Below are 20565 nucleotides of genomic sequence, written 5' to 3'. Positions count from 1 at the left end.
TTTTGAACAGAGGAGTCAATTTTCACCCTCTATGATCCCGGACGGAATGAGTCCACACTTATTCCATCGAAAACATCTGGGGGTGAACACAATGATCTACTTACGCAAAGCAAACGACCGCGGTCATGCGAATCATGGCTGGCTTGACTCCTGGCATACCTTTTCTTTTGCCGATTATTACGATCCGAACTTTATGGGGTTCTCGGCGCTGCGTGTGATTAACGACGATGTGATCGACGCAGGCCAGGGGTTCGGCACGCACCCCCATAAAGACATGGAAATCCTGACTTATGTGCTGGAAGGCGCGGTGGAGCATCAGGACAGTATGGGCAATAAAGAACAGGTTCCGGCCGGTGAATTCCAGATTATGAGCGCCGGGACCGGCGTTCGCCACTCCGAGTACAACCCGAGCAAAACGGATCGTCTGCGGCTGTACCAGATCTGGATCATTCCGCAAGAAACCGGCATCACGCCGCGCTACGAACAGCGCCGCTTCGACGCCGCGCAGGGCAAGCAACTGGTGCTTTCGCCAGATGCTCGTGATGGTTCGCTGAAGGTCCACCAGGATATGGAGCTGTACCGCTGGGCGCTGCTCAAAGATGAGCAGTCGGTGCATCAGATTGCCGCTGAGCGCCGCGTCTGGATCCAGGTGGTAAAAGGTAACGTGACCATTAACGGTACCAAAGCGACGACCAGCGACGGCCTGGCGATTTGGGATGAGCAGGCAATCTCGATTCATGCCGACAGCGACAGTGAAGTGTTGTTGTTTGACTTGCCGCCAGTCTAAAAATACACGTCATCCTTCAAGCCGCATCTGTGTTGGCTTTATTACTCGGCCCATCCATAGGCCTCGCCCCTTCGGGGCCGCTGCGAGCAGCGTTCAAATCTGCTCCCGGCAGATTTGTCGCTCACCCCGGTCGCGTACTTAATGTACGCTCCCGGGGATTTACTGAGGGACATCCTTGTCCCTCACCAGAGGCAACCTTCGGTTGTTCAAATTCGTTCCTGACGAATTTGTCACTGCGTCGCCGCCTTGATGCAACTCGAATGATTTTGTGTATTTCTCACAATAAAAAAACGACTTTTTTTCTCTGCGAAGGTTCACGCACGTCCGTGGTAAACTGGGCAAATCTATCCCTTTTATACCTTTCAGGACGATGAAAAAGAAAAGACCCGTACTTCAGGATGTGGCCGACCGTGTGGGCGTGACCAAAATGACGGTCAGCCGTTTTTTGCGTAATCCGGAGCAGGTCTCCGTCGCGCTGCGGGGTAAAATTGCGGCTGCGCTTGATGAGCTCGGGTACATTCCTAATCGCGCGCCTGACATTCTTTCCAACGCCACCAGCCGCGCCATTGGCGTTCTGCTGCCGTCTTTAACCAACCAGGTCTTTGCGGAAGTGTTACGCGGCATTGAGGCCGTCACCGATGCCCACGGGTATCAGACCATGCTGGCGCACTACGGCTATAAACCGGAGATGGAGCAGGAGCGCCTGGAATCGATGCTCTCCTGGAATATCGACGGCCTGATCCTCACTGAGCGTACCCATACGCCGCGCACCTTAAAAATGATCGAAGTCGCCGGGATTCCGGTGGTGGAACTGATGGACAGCCAGTCGCCGTGTCTCGATATTGCCGTCGGTTTTGACAACTTCGAGGCCGCCCGTCAGATGACCGCCGCGATTATCGCGCGTGGTCATCGTCATATCGCCTATCTGGGGGCGCGCCTCGACGAACGTACTATCATCAAGCAGAAGGGCTATGAACAGGCGATGCGGGACGCAGGACTGGTTCCTTACAGTGTGATGATGGAGCAATCTTCATCCTACTCTTCCGGTATCGAACTCATGCGCCAGGCGCGACGCGAATACCCACAGCTTGACGGTATTTTTTGCACCAACGATGACCTGGCGGTGGGGGCGGCCTTCGAATGCCAGCGCCTGGGGCTAAAAATCCCGGACGACATGGCGATCGCCGGGTTCCACGGTCATGACATCGGCCAGGTGATGGAACCGCGTCTGGCAAGCGTCCTGACGCCGCGCGAGCGAATGGGCAGCATTGGCGCGGAACGTCTGTTGGCCCGCATTCGCGGCGAAACGGTCACGCCGAAAATGTTAGATTTAGGTTTCACCTTGTCACCGGGCGGATCTATTTAGTCTGACAACTTTGAAGTAGCTCACACTTATTCACTTTTGGCACGAATGGTCATTGCGTCGTGAATGGTGCGGTTGGACAATGTTACCGATAACAGTTACCCGTAACAAATTTTGAAACTTGTAGAGTGGGGGCCCGCTTTGAGCACGACTAATCATGATCACCACGTTTACGTTCTGATGGGCGTATCAGGCAGCGGTAAATCCGCTGTCGCAAGCGCCGTGGCGCATCAGCTTCATGCCGCGTTTCTGGACGGCGATTTTCTGCATCCGCGCTGCAATATTGAAAAAATGGCTTCCGGCGAGCCGTTGAATGATGATGACCGCAAACCGTGGTTACAGGCGCTGAACGACGCCGCTTTCGCGATGCAGCGAACCAATAAAATCTCGCTGATCGTCTGTTCCGCACTGAAAAAACACTATCGCGACCTGCTGCGCAAGGGAAACCCGAACCTCTCCTTTATCTATCTGAAAGGTGATTTCGACGTCATTGAAAGCCGTCTGAAAGCGCGCAAAGGTCATTTCTTCAAAACCCAGATGCTGGTGACGCAGTTTGAAACGCTGCAAGAGCCGGGTGCCGACGAACGCGATGTTCTGGTGGTGGATATCGACCAGCCGCTGGAAGACGTCGTGGCGAGCACCATTGAGGTCATCAATAAAGGCAGTACGCTGTGAGTACATTAACACTGGTTTTAACCGCCGTCGGTTCCGTCTTACTGCTGCTGTTTCTCGTGATGAAGGCGCGTATGCACGCCTTCGTCGCGTTAATGGTCGTCTCAATGGGCGCGGGGCTTTTTTCAGGGATGCCGCTTGATAAAATCGCCGCGACCATGGAAAAAGGGATGGGCGGCACGCTGGGATTCCTGGCGATTGTGGTCGCGCTGGGGGCGATGTTCGGTAAAATTCTGCATGAAACCGGCGCGGTCGATCAGATAGCCGTCAAGATGCTTAAATCCTTTGGTCATAACCGCGCGCACTATGCAATTGGCCTGGCCGGGCTGATTTGCGCGCTTCCGCTGTTCTTTGAAGTGGCGATTGTGCTGCTGATAAGCGTGGCGTTCTCTATGGCGCGTCATACAGGCACAAACCTGGTGAAGCTGGTCATTCCGCTGTTTGCGGGCGTGGCGGCAGCCGCGGCGTTTTTGTTGCCTGGGCCTGCGCCGATGCTGCTGGCTTCCCAGATGCATGCTGATTTCGGCTGGATGATCCTGATTGGGCTGTGCGCCGCCATTCCTGGCATGATTATCGCCGGGCCGCTGTGGGGGAATTTTATCAGCCGCTACGTTGAGCTGCGTATTCCTGACGACATTACCGAGCCGCATCTGGGTGAAGGTAAAATGCCTTCTTTCGGCTTCAGCCTGTCGCTGATCCTGCTGCCGTTGGTGCTGGTAGGGCTGAAAACGATCGCCGCGCGTTTTGTGCCGGAAGGTTCCACCGCTTACGAATGGTTTGAGTTTATCGGCCACCCCTTCACTGCGATTCTGGTCGCTTGTCTGGTTGCGATTTACGGCCTGGCGATGCGTCAGGGGATGCCGAAAGACAAAGTGATGGAAATCTGCGGCCACGCGCTGCAACCGGCGGGCATTATCTTGCTGGTGATTGGCGCAGGCGGGGTGTTCAAACAGGTACTGGTTGACTCCGGCGTCGGCCCGGCGCTGGGCGAAGCGTTAACCGGTATGGGACTGCCGATTGCCATTACCTGCTTTGTGCTGGCGGCGGCGGTGCGCATCATTCAGGGTTCCGCGACCGTGGCGTGTTTAACCGCGGTCGGTCTGGTGATGCCGGTCATAGAGCAACTGAATTTCTCCGGCGCGCAGATGGCTGCGCTCTCTATCTGTATCGCCGGCGGTTCAATTGTGGTTTCTCATGTTAACGACGCCGGTTTCTGGCTGTTCGGTAAATTTACCGGCGCGACCGAAGCACAGACGCTGAAGACCTGGACGATGATGGAAACTATCCTCGGCACGGTCGGCGCGATTGTCGGAATGATTGCGTTTCAGTTGCTGAGCTGAGTCTTGTTGCCCGGTGGCGCGGTGCTTACCGGGCCTGGAAACGGGCACATATCGATACCGTAAGCCGGGTAAGGCGTAATCGCTACCCGGTTTTTTTATTGAGGTGTGCATGGCAATCGCCCAACGACATTTTGCCTCGCCATGTTTCAGTACGCGCATAAAAGCAGGAAAATTTCTACGCTGATCCATAATTAGGATCAATAAAACAGCGACGGAAATGATTCCCTTCCTAACGCAAATTCCCTGATAATCGCCACTGGACTTTCTGCTTGCGCGGTAAGGCAGGATAAGTCGCATTACTGATGGCTTCGCTATCATTGATTAATTTCACTTGCGACTTTGGCTGCTTTTTGTATGGTGAAGGATGCGCCACAGGATACTGGCGCGCATACACAGCACATCTCTTTGCAGGAAAAAAACGCTATGAAAAATGTTGGTTTTATCGGCTGGCGCGGAATGGTCGGCTCTGTTCTCATGCAACGCATGGTAGAGGAGCGCGATTTCGACGCTATTCGCCCTGTTTTCTTTTCTACCTCCCAGTTTGGACAGGCGGCGCCCACCTTCGGCGACACCTCCACCGGCACGCTACAGGACGCTTTTGATCTGGATGCGCTAAAAGCGCTCGATATCATCGTGACCTGCCAGGGCGGCGATTATACCAACGAAATTTATCCAAAGCTGCGCGAAAGCGGATGGCAGGGTTACTGGATTGACGCGGCTTCTACGCTGCGCATGAAAGATGATGCCATTATTATTCTCGACCCGGTCAACCAGGACGTGATTACCGACGGCCTGAACAATGGCGTGAAGACCTTTGTGGGCGGTAACTGTACCGTTAGCCTGATGTTGATGTCGCTGGGCGGTCTCTTTGCCCATAATCTCGTTGACTGGGTATCCGTCGCGACCTATCAGGCCGCCTCCGGCGGCGGCGCGCGCCATATGCGCGAGCTGTTAACCCAGATGGGTCAGTTGTATGGCCATGTCGCCGATGAACTGGCGACGCCGTCTTCCGCAATTCTTGATATTGAACGCAAAGTTACGGCATTGACCCGCAGCGGCGAGCTGCCGGTGGATAACTTTGGCGTACCGCTGGCGGGAAGCCTGATCCCCTGGATCGACAAACAGCTCGATAACGGCCAGAGCCGCGAAGAGTGGAAAGGCCAGGCGGAAACCAACAAGATTCTCAATACTGCCTCTGTGATTCCGGTTGATGGTTTGTGCGTGCGCGTCGGCGCGCTGCGCTGTCACAGCCAGGCGTTCACCATCAAGCTGAAAAAAGAGGTATCCATTCCGACGGTGGAAGAACTGCTGGCGGCACATAATCCGTGGGCGAAAGTGGTGCCGAACGATCGTGATATCACTATGCGCGAATTAACCCCGGCGGCGGTGACCGGCACGTTGACTACGCCGGTTGGTCGTCTGCGTAAGCTGAACATGGGGCCAGAGTTCTTATCGGCGTTTACCGTAGGCGACCAGTTGTTATGGGGCGCCGCCGAGCCGCTGCGTCGAATGCTGCGCCAGTTGGCGTAGTGGCTATTGCAGCGCTTATCGGGCCTGCGTGTGGTTCTGTAGGCCGGATAAGGCGCGTCAGCGCCGCCATCCGGCGGGGAAATTTGTGTTAAACCAGGGGTGCATCGTCACCCTTTTTTTGCGTAATACAGGAGTAAACGCAGATGTTTCATTTTTATCAGGAGTTAAGCAGAGCATTGGCTATTCTTTAAGGGTAGCTTAATCCCGCGGGTATTAAGCCTAACCTGAAGGTAGGACGACGCAGATAGGATGCACAGTGTGCTGCGCCGTTCAGGTCAAAGAAGTGTCACTACCTGATGTTGAATTCAGTGAGATGGAGTGACGCCACAAAACAGGATGACAAACCATGTCCAGTCGTATCGATAGAGACGTGATTAATGCGCTAATTGCAGGACATTTTGCGGACCCTTTTTCCGTACTCGGAATGCACCAGACCCAAGCCGGACTAGAAGTCCGCGCCCTATTACCTGACGCCACCGACGTATGGGTGATTGAACCCAAAACCGGACGTAAAGTCGGCAAACTGGAATGTCTCGACGCTCGCGGTTTTTTCTGCGGCGTTTTACCCCGACGTAAAAATTTCTTTCGCTATCAGCTCGCCGTGACCTGGCACGGACAGCAGAACCTCATCGACGATCCTTACCGTTTTGGTCCATTAATACAGGAAATGGATGCCTGGCTATTGTCGGAAGGCACCCACCTGCGTCCTTATGAAACGCTGGGCGCGCACGCCGATACGATGGATGGCGTCACCGGCACCCGTTTCTCCGTCTGGGCGCCTAATGCTCGTCGCGTTTCGGTTGTCGGGCAATTCAACTATTGGGATGGGCGTCGCCACCCGATGCGTCTGCGCAAAGAGAGCGGTATTTGGGAGCTGTTTATCCCCGGCGCGCATAATGGACAACTGTATAAATTCGAGCTGCTTGATGCGAACGGTAATCTGCGCATTAAAGCCGATCCCTATGCTTTTGAGGCGCAGATGCGTCCGGAAACGGCGTCGATGATTTGCGGACTGCCGGAGAAAGTGACGCCAAGCGAAGAACGACAAAAAGCCAATCAGTTTGATGCGCCGATCTCGATTTATGAGGTGCATTTAGGTTCATGGCGCCGCCATACGGATAACAATTTCTGGCTGAGCTATCGTGAGCTGGCGGATCAGCTTGTGCCTTACGCCAAATGGATGGGCTTTACGCACCTTGAACTCTTGCCGGTCAACGAACATCCGTTTGACGGCAGTTGGGGCTACCAGCCGACCGGCCTCTACGCGCCGACCCGCCGCTTTGGTACGCGGGACGACTTCCGTTATTTCATCAATGCGGCCCATGCGGCGGGCCTTAACGTCATTCTCGACTGGGTGCCGGGCCATTTCCCGTCCGATGAATTTAGCCTCGCGGAGTTTGACGGCACCCACCTCTATGAGCATAGCGACCCGCGCGAGGGCTATCACCAGGACTGGAATACGCTGATCTACAACTATGGTCGTCGTGAAGTCAGTAATTATCTGGTGGGTAACGCCCTGTACTGGATGGAGCGTTTTGGGATTGATGCGCTGCGTGTCGATGCGGTGGCCTCTATGATCTACCGCGACTACAGCCGCAAAGAGGGCGAGTGGATACCGAACGAGTTCGGCGGTCGTGAAAACCTGGAAGCCATTGAGTTTCTGCGCAATACCAACCGCATTATTGGCGAGCAGGTGCCCGGCGCGGTCAGCATGGCGGAAGAGTCGACAGACTTCTCTGGCGTGACGCGTCCACCGGAAACGGGCGGCCTGGGGTTCTGGTACAAGTGGAACCTGGGTTGGATGCACGACACGCTGGACTACATGAAGCTGGACCCGGTGTACCGCCAGTATCATCACGACAAGCTGACCTTTGGTATGTTGTACAACCATACCGAAAACTTTGTTCTGCCGCTGTCGCACGATGAGGTGGTTCACGGCAAGAAATCCATTCTCGATCGTATGCCGGGCGATGCGTGGCAAAAATTTGCCAACCTGCGCGCCTATTATGGCTGGATGTGGGCCTTCCCCGGCAAGAAACTGCTGTTTATGGGAAATGAGTTTGCCCAGGGACGCGAGTGGAACCATGACGCCAGCCTCGACTGGCACTTGCTGGAGGGGGGCGATAACTGGCACCACGGGGTTCAGCGTCTGGTACGCGATCTCAACCACACCTATCGCCACCATAAAGCGTTGCATGAGCTGGATTTTGATGCTTACGGCTTTGAGTGGCTGGTGGTCGATGACAATGAACGCTCGGTACTGATTTTTGTACGCCGTGATAAAGCCGGTAACGAGATCATCGTCGCCAGCAACTTTACGCCCGTGCCTCGCCACGACTACCGCTTTGGCATCAACCAGCCGGGACGCTGGCGTGAAATTCTCAATACTGATTCGATGCATTATCACGGTAGCAACACCGGCAATGGCGGCGTGGTGCACAGCGATGAGATCGAAAGCCATGGCCGTCAGCACTCTCTTAGCCTGACGTTACCGCCGTTGGCGACGATCTGGCTGATGCGGGAGGGGGAATGACGCAGCTTGCGATCGGCGAAGCAACGCCGCATGGCGCAACGTATGACGGTCATGGCGTGAATTTCACGCTCTTTTCCGCCCATGCGGAGCGCGTAGAGCTGTGCGTTTTTGATTCCCGAGGGAATGAGCGTCGCTATGACCTGCCAGGACGTCGCGGCGATGTCTGGCATGGTTATCTGGCAGGCGCCAGGCCAGGTTTGCGCTATGGCTATCGCGTACATGGCCCGTGGCAGCCAGCGCAGGGGCATCGGTTTAATCCGGCGAAGTTACTGCTTGACCCTTATGCGCGCCGGGTCGAGGGCGAACTAAAAGATCATCCGCTGTTGCACGGCGGACACGATGAACCGGACTACTGCGATAACGCGGCGGTGGCGCCGAAAAGCGTGGTAATCAGCGACCATTATGACTGGGAAGATGACGCCGCGCCGCGCACGCCGTGGGGAAAAACGGTCATCTATGAAGCTCATGTCAAAGGGCTTACCTACCTGCATCCGGAACTCCCCCAGGAGATACGCGGCACCTATAAAGCGCTCGGTCATCCGGTCATGGTGGCGTACTTCAAACAGCTTGGCATTACGGCGCTGGAACTGTTGCCGGTGGCGCAGTTTGCCAGCGAGCCGCGCCTGCAACGTATGGGACTGACCAATTATTGGGGTTACAACCCGATGGCGATGTTCGCGCTGCATCCCGCCTGGGCCAGTTCGCCCGAGACGGCGCTGGACGAGTTTCGCGATGCGGTGAAAGCGCTGCATCGCGCGGGGATTGAGGTCATTCTGGACATCGTATTAAACCATAGCGCCGAGCTGGATCTGGACGGTCCAACCTTCTCCCTGCGCGGAATTGATAACCGTAGCTATTATTGGATAAGGGACGATGGCGATTATCACAACTGGACGGGGTGCGGCAACACGCTCAATTTAAGCCATCCCGGCGTGGTGGAATACGCGTGCGAGTGTTTGCGCTATTGGGTGGAAACCTGTCATGTCGATGGTTTTCGTTTTGATTTGGCGTCCGTCATGGGGCGTACGCCGACGTTTCGCCAGGATGCGCCGCTGTTCGCCGCGATTAAAGCGTGTCCTGTGTTATCAACGGTCAAGCTGATTGCTGAACCGTGGGATATTGGCGAGGGCGGCTATCAGGTCGGGAATTTTCCGCCACCGTTTGCCGAGTGGAACGATCATTTTCGCGATGCGGCCCGCCGATTCTGGTTGCCGCGTAACCTGACGACCGGGGAGTTTGCCTGTCGTTTCGCCGCTTCCAGCGATGTGTTTAAACGCAATGGCCGCGCGCCCGGCGCCTCTGTCAATCTGCTCACGGCGCATGACGGTTTTACGCTCCGGGACTGCGTCTGTTTCAATCAGAAACACAATGAGGCGAACGGTGAGGAAAATCGCGACGGCACCAACAGCAATTACAGCGACAATCATGGTAAAGAAGGATTAGGCGGTCCGCTTGATTTAATGGAGCGGCGGCGCGACAGCATTCATGCCTTGCTGGCGACGCTACTGCTCTCTCAGGGAACGCCGATGCTGCTGGCAGGCGATGAACACGGCCATAGCCAGCACGGCAACAATAACGCCTATTGTCAGGATAATGCCTTAACCTGGCTGGACTGGCAGCAGGCAAATCGTGGGTTAACCACGTTTACCGCCGCGCTGATTCGTTTGCGTCAGCAGATACCGGCTTTAACCGGCAATAGCTGGTGGGAAGAAGGCGATGGCAACGTGCGTTGGCTAAATAAAAACGCGCAACCCTTGAGTGCGGATGAGTGGCAAAACGGGCCTAAGCTGATGCAAATTCTGTTGTCGGACCGTTTTCTGATTGCGATAAATGCCACGCTTGAGGTGACAGATATAGTTTTACCCGAAGGGGAATGGCGCGCCGTTCCCCCATTCGCTGGAGAGGATAATCCGGTGATAACGGCGGTCTGGCAGGGACCTGCGCATGGACTGTGTGTGTTCCAGAGAGGATAAAAAAGGAGTTAATCATGGTGAGTTTAGAGAAGAACGATCGTGTAATGTTGGCGCGCCAGCTGCCATTGAAATCTGTTGCCCTAATCCTGGCCGGCGGCCGCGGCACGCGTCTAAAAGATTTAACGAACAAACGCGCCAAACCAGCCGTCCACTTTGGTGGGAAGTTCCGCATCATCGATTTCGCCTTATCTAATTGTCTGAACTCCGGGATTCGCCGTATCGGCGTGATCACTCAGTATCAGTCCCACACGCTGGTGCAGCATATTCAGCGCGGCTGGTCACTGTTTAGCGAAGAGATGAACGAATTTGTCGATCTGCTGCCAGCCCAACAGCGTATGAAGGGCGAAAACTGGTATCGCGGCACGGCAGACGCGGTGACTCAGAACCTGGATATTATTCGTCGCTATAAAGCGGAATATGTCGTCATCCTGGCAGGCGATCATATCTACAAGCAGGACTACTCGCGTATGTTGATCGATCACGTTGAAAAGGGCGCGCGTTGCACGGTGGCCTGTATGCCGGTGCCGATCAAAGAAGCGACGGCGTTCGGCGTGATGGCGGTCGATGAAAGCGACAAGATTATTGATTTTGTCGAAAAACCGGCGAATCCCCCCGCAATGCCTGGTGACACCAGCAAAGCGCTGGCCAGTATGGGCATTTACGTTTTTGACGCCGATTACCTGTATGAATTGCTGGCGGCAGACGATAAAGATGACGCGTCCAGCCACGATTTCGGTAAAGACATTATCCCCAAAATCACCCGCGAAGGTATGGCTTACGCGCATCCTTTCCCGCTCTCCTGCGTGCAGTCCGATCCACAAGCCGAACCGTACTGGCGCGATGTAGGTACGCTGGAAGCTTACTGGAAGGCGAACCTGGATTTAGCCTCGGTGACGCCGGAGCTGGATATGTATGACCAGAACTGGCCTATCCGTACGCATATGGAATCGCTACCGCCTGCGAAATTCGTGCAGGACCGCTCAGGTAGCCACGGTATGACGCTGAACTCGCTGGTCTCCGGCGGCTGCATTATCTCCGGTTCGGTGGTGGTGCAATCTGTGCTCTTCCCACGGGTGAGAATAAATTCTTTTTGTAATATTGATTCGGCAGTGTTGTTACCTGAGGTTTGGGTAGGGCGCTCCTGCCGTTTACGTCGCTGTGTTATTGACCGTGCCTGTATTATCCCGGAAGGCATGGTGATTGGTGAAAATGCGGAAGAGGACGCTCGTCGTTTCTACCGTTCAGAAGAAGGTATTGTACTGGTCACGCGTGAAATGCTGCGCAAACTGCAGGTCAAACAGGAGCGATAATGCAGGTTTTACATGTATGTTCAGAGATGTTCCCCCTGCTGAAGACTGGGGGGCTGGCGGATGTGATAGGCGCGTTGCCTGCGGCACAAATTGCGGATGGTGTTGATGTTCGCGTTCTGCTTCCAGGGTTTCCCGATATCCGTCGGGGGATACCCGACGCGCATGTGGTGAGCCGCCGCGATACTTTCGCAGGTAAGATATCGCTGCTGTTCGGGCATTATAACGGCGTGGGCATTTATCTGATCGACGCGCCGCATCTGTACGAGCGTCCAGGCAGTCCCTATCACGATACGAATTTATATGCCTATACCGATAACGTGCTGCGCTTTGCCCTGTTAGGGTGGGTCGGCTGTGAAATGGCCTGCGGACTTGATCCATTCTGGCGCCCCGACGTGGTGCACGCCCATGACTGGCACGCCGGGCTGGCGCCCGCCTATCTGGCGGCGCGCGGGCGGCCGGCGAAATCGGTCTTTACCGTACACAACCTGGCCTATCAAGGCATGTTTTATGCAAAGCATATGGATGACATCGAACTGCCGTGGTCATTCTTTAATATGCATGGGCTGGAGTTCAACGGACAACTCTCCTTTTTGAAGGCCGGTTTGTACTATGCCGACCATATTACGGCGGTGAGCCCGACCTATGCGCGTGAAATTACCGAACCGCAGTTTGCTTATGGTATGGAAGGCCTGCTGCGCCAGCGTCATCTGGAAGGGCGCTTGTCCGGCATACTGAACGGCGTGGATGAGAAGATCTGGAACCCGGAATCCGATCTGCTGCTGGCGTCGCGCTACACGCGCGATACCCTGGAAGAGAAGGCGGAAAACAAACGTCAGCTACAAATTGCGATGGGGTTGAAGGTTAACGACAAAGTGCCGCTGTTCGCCGTGGTAAGCCGTCTGACCAACCAGAAAGGTCTGGATCTGGTGCTGGAGGCGTTACCGGGGCTGCTGGAGCAGGGCGGGCAGTTGGCGCTACTCGGCGCGGGCGATCCGGTGCTTCAGGAGGGGTTCCTCGCAGCGGCGGCGGAACACCCAGGGCAGGTTGGCGTACAGATCGGCTATCACGAAGCTTTCTCGCATCGCATTATGGGCGGCGCGGACGTTATTCTGGTGCCCAGTCGTTTCGAACCGTGCGGCTTAACGCAGTTATATGGCTTAAAGTATGGCACGCTGCCTCTGGTGCGACGTACCGGGGGGTTGGCCGATACGGTCTCCGACAGTTCGCTGGAAAATCTGGCGGACGGTATCGCCAGCGGTTTTGTCTTCGAAGACAGTAACGCCTGGTCGTTGCTACGCGCGATTCGGCGTGCTTTTGTGTTGTGGTCACGGCCTTCGCTTTGGCGGTTTGTACAACGGCAGGCGATGGCGATGGATTTTAGCTGGCAAGTTGCCGCGAAATCATACCGCGAGCTGTACTATCGCTTGAAATAGTCATCCAGGAATCATTTATATGAATGCTCCGTTTACTTATGCATCGCCCACACTCAGCGTTGAGGCGCTTAAGCATTCTATTGCCTATAAGCTGATGTTTACGATTGGTAAAGACCCGGTCATTGCCAATAAACATGAATGGCTGAACGCCACGTTGTTCGCGGTGCGCGATCGTCTGGTGGAGCGCTGGCTGCGTTCTAATCGAGCCCAATTATCGCAGGAAACCCGGCAGGTTTATTACCTGTCGATGGAGTTTTTGATTGGTCGTACCCTCTCTAACGCGCTGCTCTCGCTGGGCATTTATGATGACGTTAAAGGCGCGCTGGAGGCCATGGGCTTAGATCTCGAAGAGCTGATCGATGAAGAGAATGACCCAGGGCTTGGCAACGGCGGCTTAGGACGGCTGGCGGCTTGCTTCCTGGACTCGCTGGCGACGCTAGGATTACCGGGTCGCGGGTATGGCATTCGCTACGATTACGGCATGTTTAAGCAGAATATTGTCGACGGGCGGCAAAAAGAATCTCCGGATTACTGGCTGGAATATGGCAACCCGTGGGAGTTCAAGCGCCACAATACGCGCTATAAGGTGCTTTTTGGCGGGCGCATTCAGCAGGAAGGTAAAAAAGCGCGCTGGATTGAGACGGAAGAGATTCTGGCCGTCGCGTATGATCAGATCATCCCCGGTTACGACACCGACGCCACTAACACACTGCGGCTGTGGAATGCGCAGGCCAGTAGTGAAATCAATCTCGGTAAATTCAACCAGGGCGACTACTTTGCGGCGGTGGAAGATAAAAACCACTCTGAGAACGTTTCACGGGTGCTCTACCCGGACGATTCCACCTATTCCGGACGCGAGCTGCGCCTGCGCCAGGAGTATTTTCTGGTCTCGGCGACGGTACAGGATATCCTGCACCGTCATTATCAACTGCATAAAACCTATGAGAATCTGGCGGATAAAATCGCCATTCACCTCAATGATACGCATCCGGTGCTTTCAATTCCGGAGCTGATGCGCCTGCTGATTGATGAACATAAATTTAGCTGGGACGACGCGTTTGAGGTGTGCTGTCAGGTCTTCTCTTATACCAACCATACGTTGATGAGCGAGGCGCTGGAGACCTGGCCTGTCGATATGCTGGGGAAAATTCTGCCCCGTCACCTGCAGATTATCTTCGAGATTAACGACTATTTCCTGAAAACGTTGCAGGAGCAATATCCCAACGATACCAGCCTGCTTGGACGCGCGTCGATTATTGATGAGTCGAACGGTCGCCGGGTACGGATGGCCTGGCTGGCGGTGGTGGTCAGCCATAAAGTCAACGGCGTTTCTGAACTCCATTCCAACCTGATGGTGCAGTCGCTGTTCGCGGATTTTGCGAAGATTTTCCCGACCCGTTTTTGTAACGTCACGAACGGCGTTACGCCGCGCCGCTGGCTGGCGCTGGCAAACCCGCCGCTTTCTGACGTGCTGGATGAGAATATTGGTCGTACCTGGCGTACCGATCTTAGTCAGCTCAGCGAGCTGAAGCAGCATTGTGATTATCCGCTGGTCAATCATGCGGTGCGTCAGGCGAAGCTGGAAAATAAAAAGCGGCTGGCGGTAGTGATAGCGCAACAACTGAATGTGGTGGTGAACCCTAAAGCGTTATTCGACGTGCAGATCAAGCGTATTCACGAATACAAGCGGCAGTTGATGAATGTACTGCATGTCATTACCCGCTATAACCGCATTAAAGAAAATCCGGAGGCCGACTGGGTGCCGCGGGTGAATATTTTTGCTGGTAAGGCGGCTTCCGCCTATTACATGGCAAAACACATTATTCATCTGATCAACGACGTGGCGAAAGTGATTAACAACGATCCGCAGATTGGCGACAAGCTGAAAGTAGTGTTTATCCCGAACTACAGCGTCAGCCTGGCGCAGGTAATCATTCCCGCTGCCGACCTGTCTGAGCAGATTTCGCTGGCAGGGACAGAAGCTTCCGGCACCAGTAATATGAAATTTGCCCTGAACGGCGCGCTCACCATTGGTACGCTGGATGGCGCGAACGTAGAGATGCAGGAGCATGTCGGCGAGGAGAATATCTTTATCTTCGGTAATACTGCCGAAGAGGTGGAAGCGTTGCGCAGGCAGGGTTATAAGCCTCGCGACTATTATGAAAAAGATGAAGAGCTACATCAGGTACTGACGCAGATTGGTAGCGGCGTCTTTAATCCGGAAGAGCCAGGCCGTTACCGCGATCTGGTAGATTCGCTGATTAACTTTGGCGATCACTATCAGGTGCTGGCGGACTACCGCAGCTACGTGGACTGCCAGGATAAGGTGGATGAGTTGTATCGTCGCCCGGAAGAATGGACGACGAAAGCGATGCTCAACATTGCCAATATGGGCTACTTCTCATCGGACAGAACCATCAAAGAGTATGCCGAAAATATCTGGCATATTGATCCGGTGCGGTTGTAGCGGTTTAACGCTTGAGAACGGGGCCAAACGGCCCCGTTTTTTATCGTGGTATATTCGGGGGGTATGCCGATATTCGTCTGCTGAATCTGTTAGCGGCACTTGGTCTCTGTCATGGAAAAAGGGTTGAGTACTGGTGTATAGTATTAGCAGAAAAATCCATAATTAATTGATAATAATATGAAAAAGATTACGACATCTATTCCGGCTCTCGATAAAATTATGCGCGTATTTGCTTACCTTCTGGAGTGCGATGGCGCAACGTTTACCCAGATCCATCAAAATTCAGGGATTGCGAAAAGCAGTACCTCATCTTTGCTCAACGGCATGGTGGAGCATGGGTTATTACGCCAGGAAAAAGACAAGTATTATCTGGGGCTACGCCTGTATGAATTAGGTAATAAAGCGGCGGAACAGTATGACATTAAAAAAATCGCGTTACCGATTCTTGAAGAGATTCGCGATAACACCGGCCTGACCTGCCATCTTGGCGTTCTGGAGGGCGATGCCCCTATTTACCTTCTGAAAGTCGAAAGCCCACAGGCTATTGTGATTCGAAGCTGGGAGGGCAAGCGCCTCTCATTACATAGCTCAGGGCTGGGGAAGGTGCTGATTGCATGGCTTAGCGGGGAAGAGCTGGAGGAATTGCTGCCTCCAGATCAGATATTAACGCGTTTTACGGATACGACGATCACAGATGTGAATATCCTTAAGCAGGAGTTAGCAGGAATTCGCCGTCGCGGCTGGGGTTATGATAACGAAGAAGACTCCCTTGGCGTGCGCTGCATTGCGGTGCCGGTATTCAATACGCAGGGGAAAGTGATCGCCGCCCTGAGCGTATCCGGCGTTACGTTCCAGATCCCCGATGATAAACGCGAGTCGCTTGCTACGCTGATGATGGATGCCAGCCGTAGCCTGACGCGTCTGATGTGCTGAAATAAAAAGACACAGCGGGCAAGAAGCCCGCTTTCGTCATCGCTTAAAGTCCCGCACGCTGTAAGATCTGCTTCAAATTCGAAATATGTTCTTCATTTGCCGGCAAAACGGGGGGCATTACATGAGTTGAAATATCGACTCCGCTAAGCTGAATTGCCTTTTTGATTATCCCGAAGAAAGGTGAATCCAGGCTGTAAATAGTGGAAAGCGCGGACAGCCTGCGCTGTAATCCGAACATTGTCTCATACTCTTTTTCACACCACGCACGGTAGATCCCGCAGGTTAGCTGCGGCGCAAAGTTCGCTGTCGCTGGGATCCCGCCGTTGCCGCCTAAGATAAGCGTATCCATCATATATTCATCATAGCCGGAGAAAATAACGAAGTCCGGACGCACTGGCCTGACATTATTGATGATTTCACGAATATGGCTGATATTATCAACGGTATCCTTAATGCCGATAATATTGGGGTGATCTTGCGCCAGCCGGGTAATTAAATCAACGCTAAGGTCCTGTCCCGTCAATGCTGGAAAGTTGTAGAGAATCACCGGGCTTTTTATGTTATTAGCCACGGTTTTGAAATGATGATAAATATACTCATCGGTCAATCTGGCATAGTAGGGATTGAGTACCAGCACGGCATCGACTTCGAGTCGGTCGGCATGCTGACCATACTCAATCACTTCCTGCGTGCTGGTGCTGCTAATACCTAATAGTACTGGAATACGGCGGTTAATATGACGGACGCAAAACTCTGCGGTTTCCAGACGCAGCGCATTGGTCATATGGCAAAATTCCCCTCCACTGCCCAGCAGTAATACGCCATTGACCTTGCTTGCAATAAGATGATCCAGCAAGGTTGCCATGCCGACTTTATCTAACTCTCCCTGCGCATTAACAATGGTCGGAACTGGCGGAAATACGCCGTGAAATTTCGTAATCTGAGTCATGTATTGATCCTTAAAACAGGCGAGCCGTAGCCCGCCAGGGATATTATTTAAGCCAGGCTCCGGCCATTAATGATGTTGCATTAGCGGTGAACTGTTTAAAGACGCCGCGACGGTTTGAATAATCAGGTTTCTTCCAGCTTGCTCGACGCTCTTCAAGACAGCGGCGTATTTCCTCTTCTGTTTTAGGCATCCCGTCGATCCCTACAATATTGAGCTTGCGGCCTTTCACATCCATTTCGATTAAATCACCATCTTCCACCAGGGCAATCGGCCCGCCATCAGCGGCTTCTGGCGAGACGTGTCCGACACATGGCCCGCTGGTCGCTCCAGAGAAACGACCGTCGGTAATCAATGCGACTTTTCCGTCGAGGCGTTTGTCATACACGATGGCATCGGTGGTCATCAGCATTTCCGGTGCGCCAGAGCCTTTTGCGCCTTCGTAGCGAATGAAAATGACGTCGCCGGGTTCGATATGGTTATGGATGATGGCCTGCTGAGCGTCTTCTTCGGAGTTAAAGACCCGAGCCGGACCGGTATGGTGGTGCATATCCGGCGCACAGGCCGCGTATTTAATGACCGCTCCTTCAGGCGCAATGTTGCCTTTCAGTACCGCAATCGACCCTTTTTTGGTGGCATTTTCTGGTTTACGGATCACCTCCTCCGGACTGACTTTGTAATTGTTGAGGTAACCGTGGTTGCGTGTAAAGAAGCCAGATTGATGGAGCATTTCCAGGTTGTCGCCGAGCGTACGGCCAGTCACGGTAAGAACATCAAGATCCAGATAATCGCGCAGATACCATTGCACCATTGGCACGCCGCCAGCGAACCACATCATTTCGGTAACGTATTCACCGCTGGGCTGAATATTGGTCAGATAAGGGATTTCGTTATTGATCCGATCAAACAGTTCGGGCTTCAGCTCCCATCCAAGTTCATGAGCGATGGCCGGAAGGTGGATCATCGCATTGGTGCTGCCACCAATAGCAGCATGGACTTTGATAGCATTTTCAAACGCCGCAGGAGTCAGGATCTTATGGGTGGTGATATTTTTCTCCGCCAGATATAGCGCCTGGTGGCCTGCGGTTCTGGCAACGCGGCGAATTTCCGCCAGGGTTGATGGCAGCAAAGCGCTGCCTGGCAGGGCCAGCCCCAATGCCTCCGACATGCACTGCATGGTACTGGCCGTTCCCATAAACTGGCAGGCTCCGGCGGTGGGGCAACCGCATTGCTGCATGGCTTCTACTTGCTGAATGCCGATTTCGCCTTTCTTCAACTTAGCAGTGATCCCGCCGAGGTCAGAAGTACTCATATTCGGTGCCGGACGCATAGAACCGCCGGGAATATGCAGCAGCGGCAGGTTCAGGCGTGCGGCGGCAATCAGATGCGCCGGGATAGATTTATCGCAGCTTGAGATCAGAATACCGGCATCATAAGGCACCACTGAGGCATGAATTTCGACCATGTTGGCAATAGCTTCTCGAGATGCCAGGATGTAATTCATCCCATCGTGGCCCTGACCCCAGCCGTCGCAGATATCCGTCACATGGTGACGGACCGCGCGACCGCCGCTTTCATGAACACCCAGCACGGCTTCATCGCCCAGTTGGTTAAGATGGAAACTGCCCGGATGACTTTCGCCATAGCAATCATCCACCAGGACCTGCAGTTTATTGACATCTTCTTTGCTGTAATTCATTCCAAGACGCAGGGCGTCGAGCTGCGACCACAGATCGCGAGCATGTTGACATTTTTGGCTCATTTGGCGATTCCTTCCTGTTTAAGTGACGCACCCGGCGTCGAGGTGTTAGGTGTGTTGCTGCTACCTGCAGGACGAGCGGTAACAGAAGGCAAGCTGAAAAGCAGTCCAACGGCGATAAGCAGTGCGGCAACCAGTACGGTCATTCCTGCTGTTTGCGAGAACGTCACCGTTAACAGCCCGACGAGGTACGGACCGATAAACCCGCCGATGTTGCCCAGGGCGTTGATCGTGCCGCGCACGCCGCCCAGAACGTTGGGGGCGAAGAGTAATGGCGGCAGCGTCCAGAATGGACCGGCATAGGCTTGCAGGAAGAACCCGCAAATAACCATCATGCCGTAGGCGAGCCAGACGTTATCTTTCAGTAATAAGGAGAGGGCGAGGCAGACCGCGAAACCCAGCAGAGGAATAGCCGTGTAAAGGCGGCGATTCATCGTCTTATCACACCATTTGGCGATGTAATACTGACCGATAATGCACAGAACGTAAGGCGCCGCAGTGAGTACCCCAACGATGGTCATGCCGCTGCCGGTCAGGTGTTTAATCAGATTTGGCATCCATAGTGCGAAGCCATAGAAGCCGACCTGTACGAAGAAATAGATACCTACAAGCTTCCACAGGTTGATGCTTTTTAATACGCCGCGAATGCTGCTTTGCTCTCCGCCAATACTCAACGCGCGATCGGCCAGCAATTTTTGTTCGATCCAGGCGCGCTCTTTCGGATCCAGCCACTTTGCCTGATGCGGGTGATCGGAAACCAAAGGTAGCCAGACAAAGAGCAGTCCCAGAGAGAGCAAGCCTTCGATGATAAACATCTCTCGCCAGCCGTAGGTTTCAATAAGCCAGCCGGAAAGCGGCCCGGTAATAATAGAAGCGACGGCCAGGTTCATCTGGAAATAGGCGATAGCCCTGGCGCGCTCCTCATTTGGGAACCAGTGGCCAATCAGCGCCAGAATGGCGGGATACACAGCACCTTCCGCCACGCCGAGCACAAAGCGAATAATCAACAACTGCGTCGGTGTCTGAACAAAACCGGTCAGCAGGGCAAAGCCACCCCAGGCGACGATTGTCCAGGCAATTAACTTTTTGGCGCTTAGCCGCTCGGCTATCTGACCGCCGGGAATTTGCAGGAAGATATAACCAATAAAGAAGATCCCGGCGACCAGACCGGCAAAAGAAGCCGTCATGCCTAAATCTTCATCCATGCCGCCTGCGATCCCAATGGCGATATTGGTCCTGTCCATATAGGCCACGATATAAACGAGGATCGTGGCTGGAATAATATGCAGCCAGCGCCCTCGTGTGGTCGGTTTCTCTATTTCAATGCTCATCATTGCATCCCTTTAGTATCAAAAATATGTTCTGTATATGGAACTACTGTTCTGTATATTGACACTATGCCGACGTATTCATACAGCGTCAATTCCATACTCTAAGGAAGGTTATATTTTGTGATTTGCTTCAAAAATGAACGGAGATAAGGTGAGAAAGAGCGGATAACCCACTGGAAACTGCTCAT

The 20565-nt window shown here is 53.9% G+C and carries 14 protein-coding genes and 1 pseudogene; 11 read left to right on the top strand and 4 right to left on the bottom strand.

Annotated elements, in window-relative coordinates:
• Nucleotides 1-91 precede the first annotated feature (91 nt).
• From ACLJQJ_RS18450 to gntU, 4 genes are all read left to right on the top strand, one after another.
• Complete coding sequence (locus ACLJQJ_RS18450; RefSeq protein ID WP_000639789.1) at nucleotides 92-787, top strand: pirin family protein; 696 nt, start codon at nucleotides 92-94, stop codon at nucleotides 785-787.
• Nucleotides 788-1157: 370 nt separating this feature from the next.
• Complete coding sequence (gntR, locus tag ACLJQJ_RS18445; RefSeq protein ID WP_000730239.1) at nucleotides 1158-2153, top strand: gluconate operon transcriptional repressor GntR; 996 nt, start codon at nucleotides 1158-1160, stop codon at nucleotides 2151-2153.
• Between the two features lie 138 nt (nucleotides 2154-2291).
• Nucleotides 2292-2825 carry a gluconokinase gene (gene gntK, locus ACLJQJ_RS18440; protein WP_023206044.1) on the top strand — a complete coding sequence of 178 codons (534 nt, stop codon included), beginning with the start codon at nucleotides 2292-2294 and terminating at the stop codon, nucleotides 2823-2825.
• The gene (gene gntU / locus ACLJQJ_RS18435) at nucleotides 2822-4162 is read left to right on the top strand and encodes a gluconate transporter (protein ID WP_000105950.1); all 1341 of its coding nucleotides are present in this window, start codon (nucleotides 2822-2824) and stop codon (nucleotides 4160-4162) included. The genes gntK and gntU overlap by 4 nt, the downstream gene beginning before the upstream one ends.
• Here the strand turns inward: gntU and ACLJQJ_RS18430 are convergent.
• A pseudogene (locus ACLJQJ_RS18430) lies at nucleotides 4085-4459 on the bottom strand (MarC family protein); the annotation flags it as partial. The gene gntU and the pseudogene ACLJQJ_RS18430 sit on opposite strands and share 78 nt — an antisense overlap.
• Before the next feature lie 126 nt (nucleotides 4460-4585).
• On the opposite strand from ACLJQJ_RS18430, the gene asd reads away from it, so the two are divergent.
• The 7 genes from asd (at nucleotide 4586) to ACLJQJ_RS18395 (ending at nucleotide 16341) form a co-directional block, all read left to right on the top strand.
• Complete coding sequence (gene asd / locus ACLJQJ_RS18425) at nucleotides 4586-5692, top strand: aspartate-semialdehyde dehydrogenase (RefSeq protein WP_000799940.1); 1107 nt, start codon at nucleotides 4586-4588, stop codon at nucleotides 5690-5692.
• Nucleotides 5693-6038: 346 nt separating this feature from the next.
• The gene (gene glgB / locus ACLJQJ_RS18420) at nucleotides 6039-8225 is read left to right on the top strand and encodes a 1,4-alpha-glucan branching enzyme (RefSeq protein ID WP_000098553.1); all 2187 of its coding nucleotides are present in this window, start codon (nucleotides 6039-6041) and stop codon (nucleotides 8223-8225) included.
• The gene (gene glgX, locus ACLJQJ_RS18415) at nucleotides 8222-10198 is read left to right on the top strand and encodes a glycogen debranching protein GlgX (RefSeq protein ID WP_050953696.1); all 1977 of its coding nucleotides are present in this window, start codon (nucleotides 8222-8224) and stop codon (nucleotides 10196-10198) included. The genes glgB and glgX overlap by 4 nt, the downstream gene beginning before the upstream one ends.
• A gap of 14 nt (nucleotides 10199-10212) precedes the next feature.
• Complete coding sequence (gene glgC / locus ACLJQJ_RS18410) at nucleotides 10213-11508, top strand: glucose-1-phosphate adenylyltransferase (protein WP_063808790.1); 1296 nt, start codon at nucleotides 10213-10215, stop codon at nucleotides 11506-11508.
• Nucleotides 11508-12941 (top strand): glycogen synthase GlgA, encoded by a 1434-nt coding sequence (gene glgA, locus ACLJQJ_RS18405; protein WP_001197669.1) that lies wholly within the window; start codon nucleotides 11508-11510, stop codon nucleotides 12939-12941. The genes glgC and glgA overlap by 1 nt, the downstream gene beginning before the upstream one ends.
• 19 nt (nucleotides 12942-12960) lie before the next feature.
• Nucleotides 12961-15408 (top strand): glycogen phosphorylase, encoded by a 2448-nt coding sequence (gene glgP, locus ACLJQJ_RS18400; RefSeq protein ID WP_000993424.1) that lies wholly within the window; start codon nucleotides 12961-12963, stop codon nucleotides 15406-15408.
• A 177-nt stretch (nucleotides 15409-15585) separates the two neighbouring features.
• Nucleotides 15586-16341 (top strand): IclR family transcriptional regulator, encoded by a 756-nt coding sequence (locus ACLJQJ_RS18395; protein ID WP_000724553.1) that lies wholly within the window; start codon nucleotides 15586-15588, stop codon nucleotides 16339-16341.
• Nucleotides 16342-16384: 43 nt separating this feature from the next.
• Here ACLJQJ_RS18395 and ACLJQJ_RS18390 read toward each other — a convergent pair whose 3' ends face one another.
• Genes ACLJQJ_RS18390 through ACLJQJ_RS18380 form a run of 3 tightly spaced genes read right to left on the bottom strand, consistent with a single transcriptional unit; the run spans nucleotide 16385 to nucleotide 20380 of the window.
• The gene (locus tag ACLJQJ_RS18390; RefSeq protein WP_000192193.1) at nucleotides 16385-17290 is read right to left on the bottom strand and encodes a dihydrodipicolinate synthase family protein; all 906 of its coding nucleotides are present in this window, start codon (nucleotides 17288-17290) and stop codon (nucleotides 16385-16387) included.
• Nucleotides 17291-17333: 43 nt separating this feature from the next.
• Complete coding sequence (gene ilvD / locus ACLJQJ_RS18385) at nucleotides 17334-19049, bottom strand: dihydroxy-acid dehydratase (RefSeq protein ID WP_000078494.1); 1716 nt, start codon at nucleotides 19047-19049, stop codon at nucleotides 17334-17336.
• Nucleotides 19046-20380 carry an MFS transporter gene (locus tag ACLJQJ_RS18380; protein WP_001518078.1) on the bottom strand — a complete coding sequence of 445 codons (1335 nt, stop codon included), beginning with the start codon at nucleotides 20378-20380 and terminating at the stop codon, nucleotides 19046-19048. Before ACLJQJ_RS18380 ends, ilvD begins: the two co-directional genes overlap by 4 nt.
• Between the last annotated feature and the right edge of the window lie 185 nt (nucleotides 20381-20565).

This window comes from Salmonella sp. SAL04202, from assembly GCF_046550775.1.
GTDB classification, from domain to species: domain Bacteria; phylum Pseudomonadota; class Gammaproteobacteria; order Enterobacterales; family Enterobacteriaceae; genus Salmonella; species Salmonella enterica.
The sequence above is the reverse complement of the archived record's forward strand: the minus strand, read 5'-3'. Positions and strand labels throughout refer to the sequence as shown.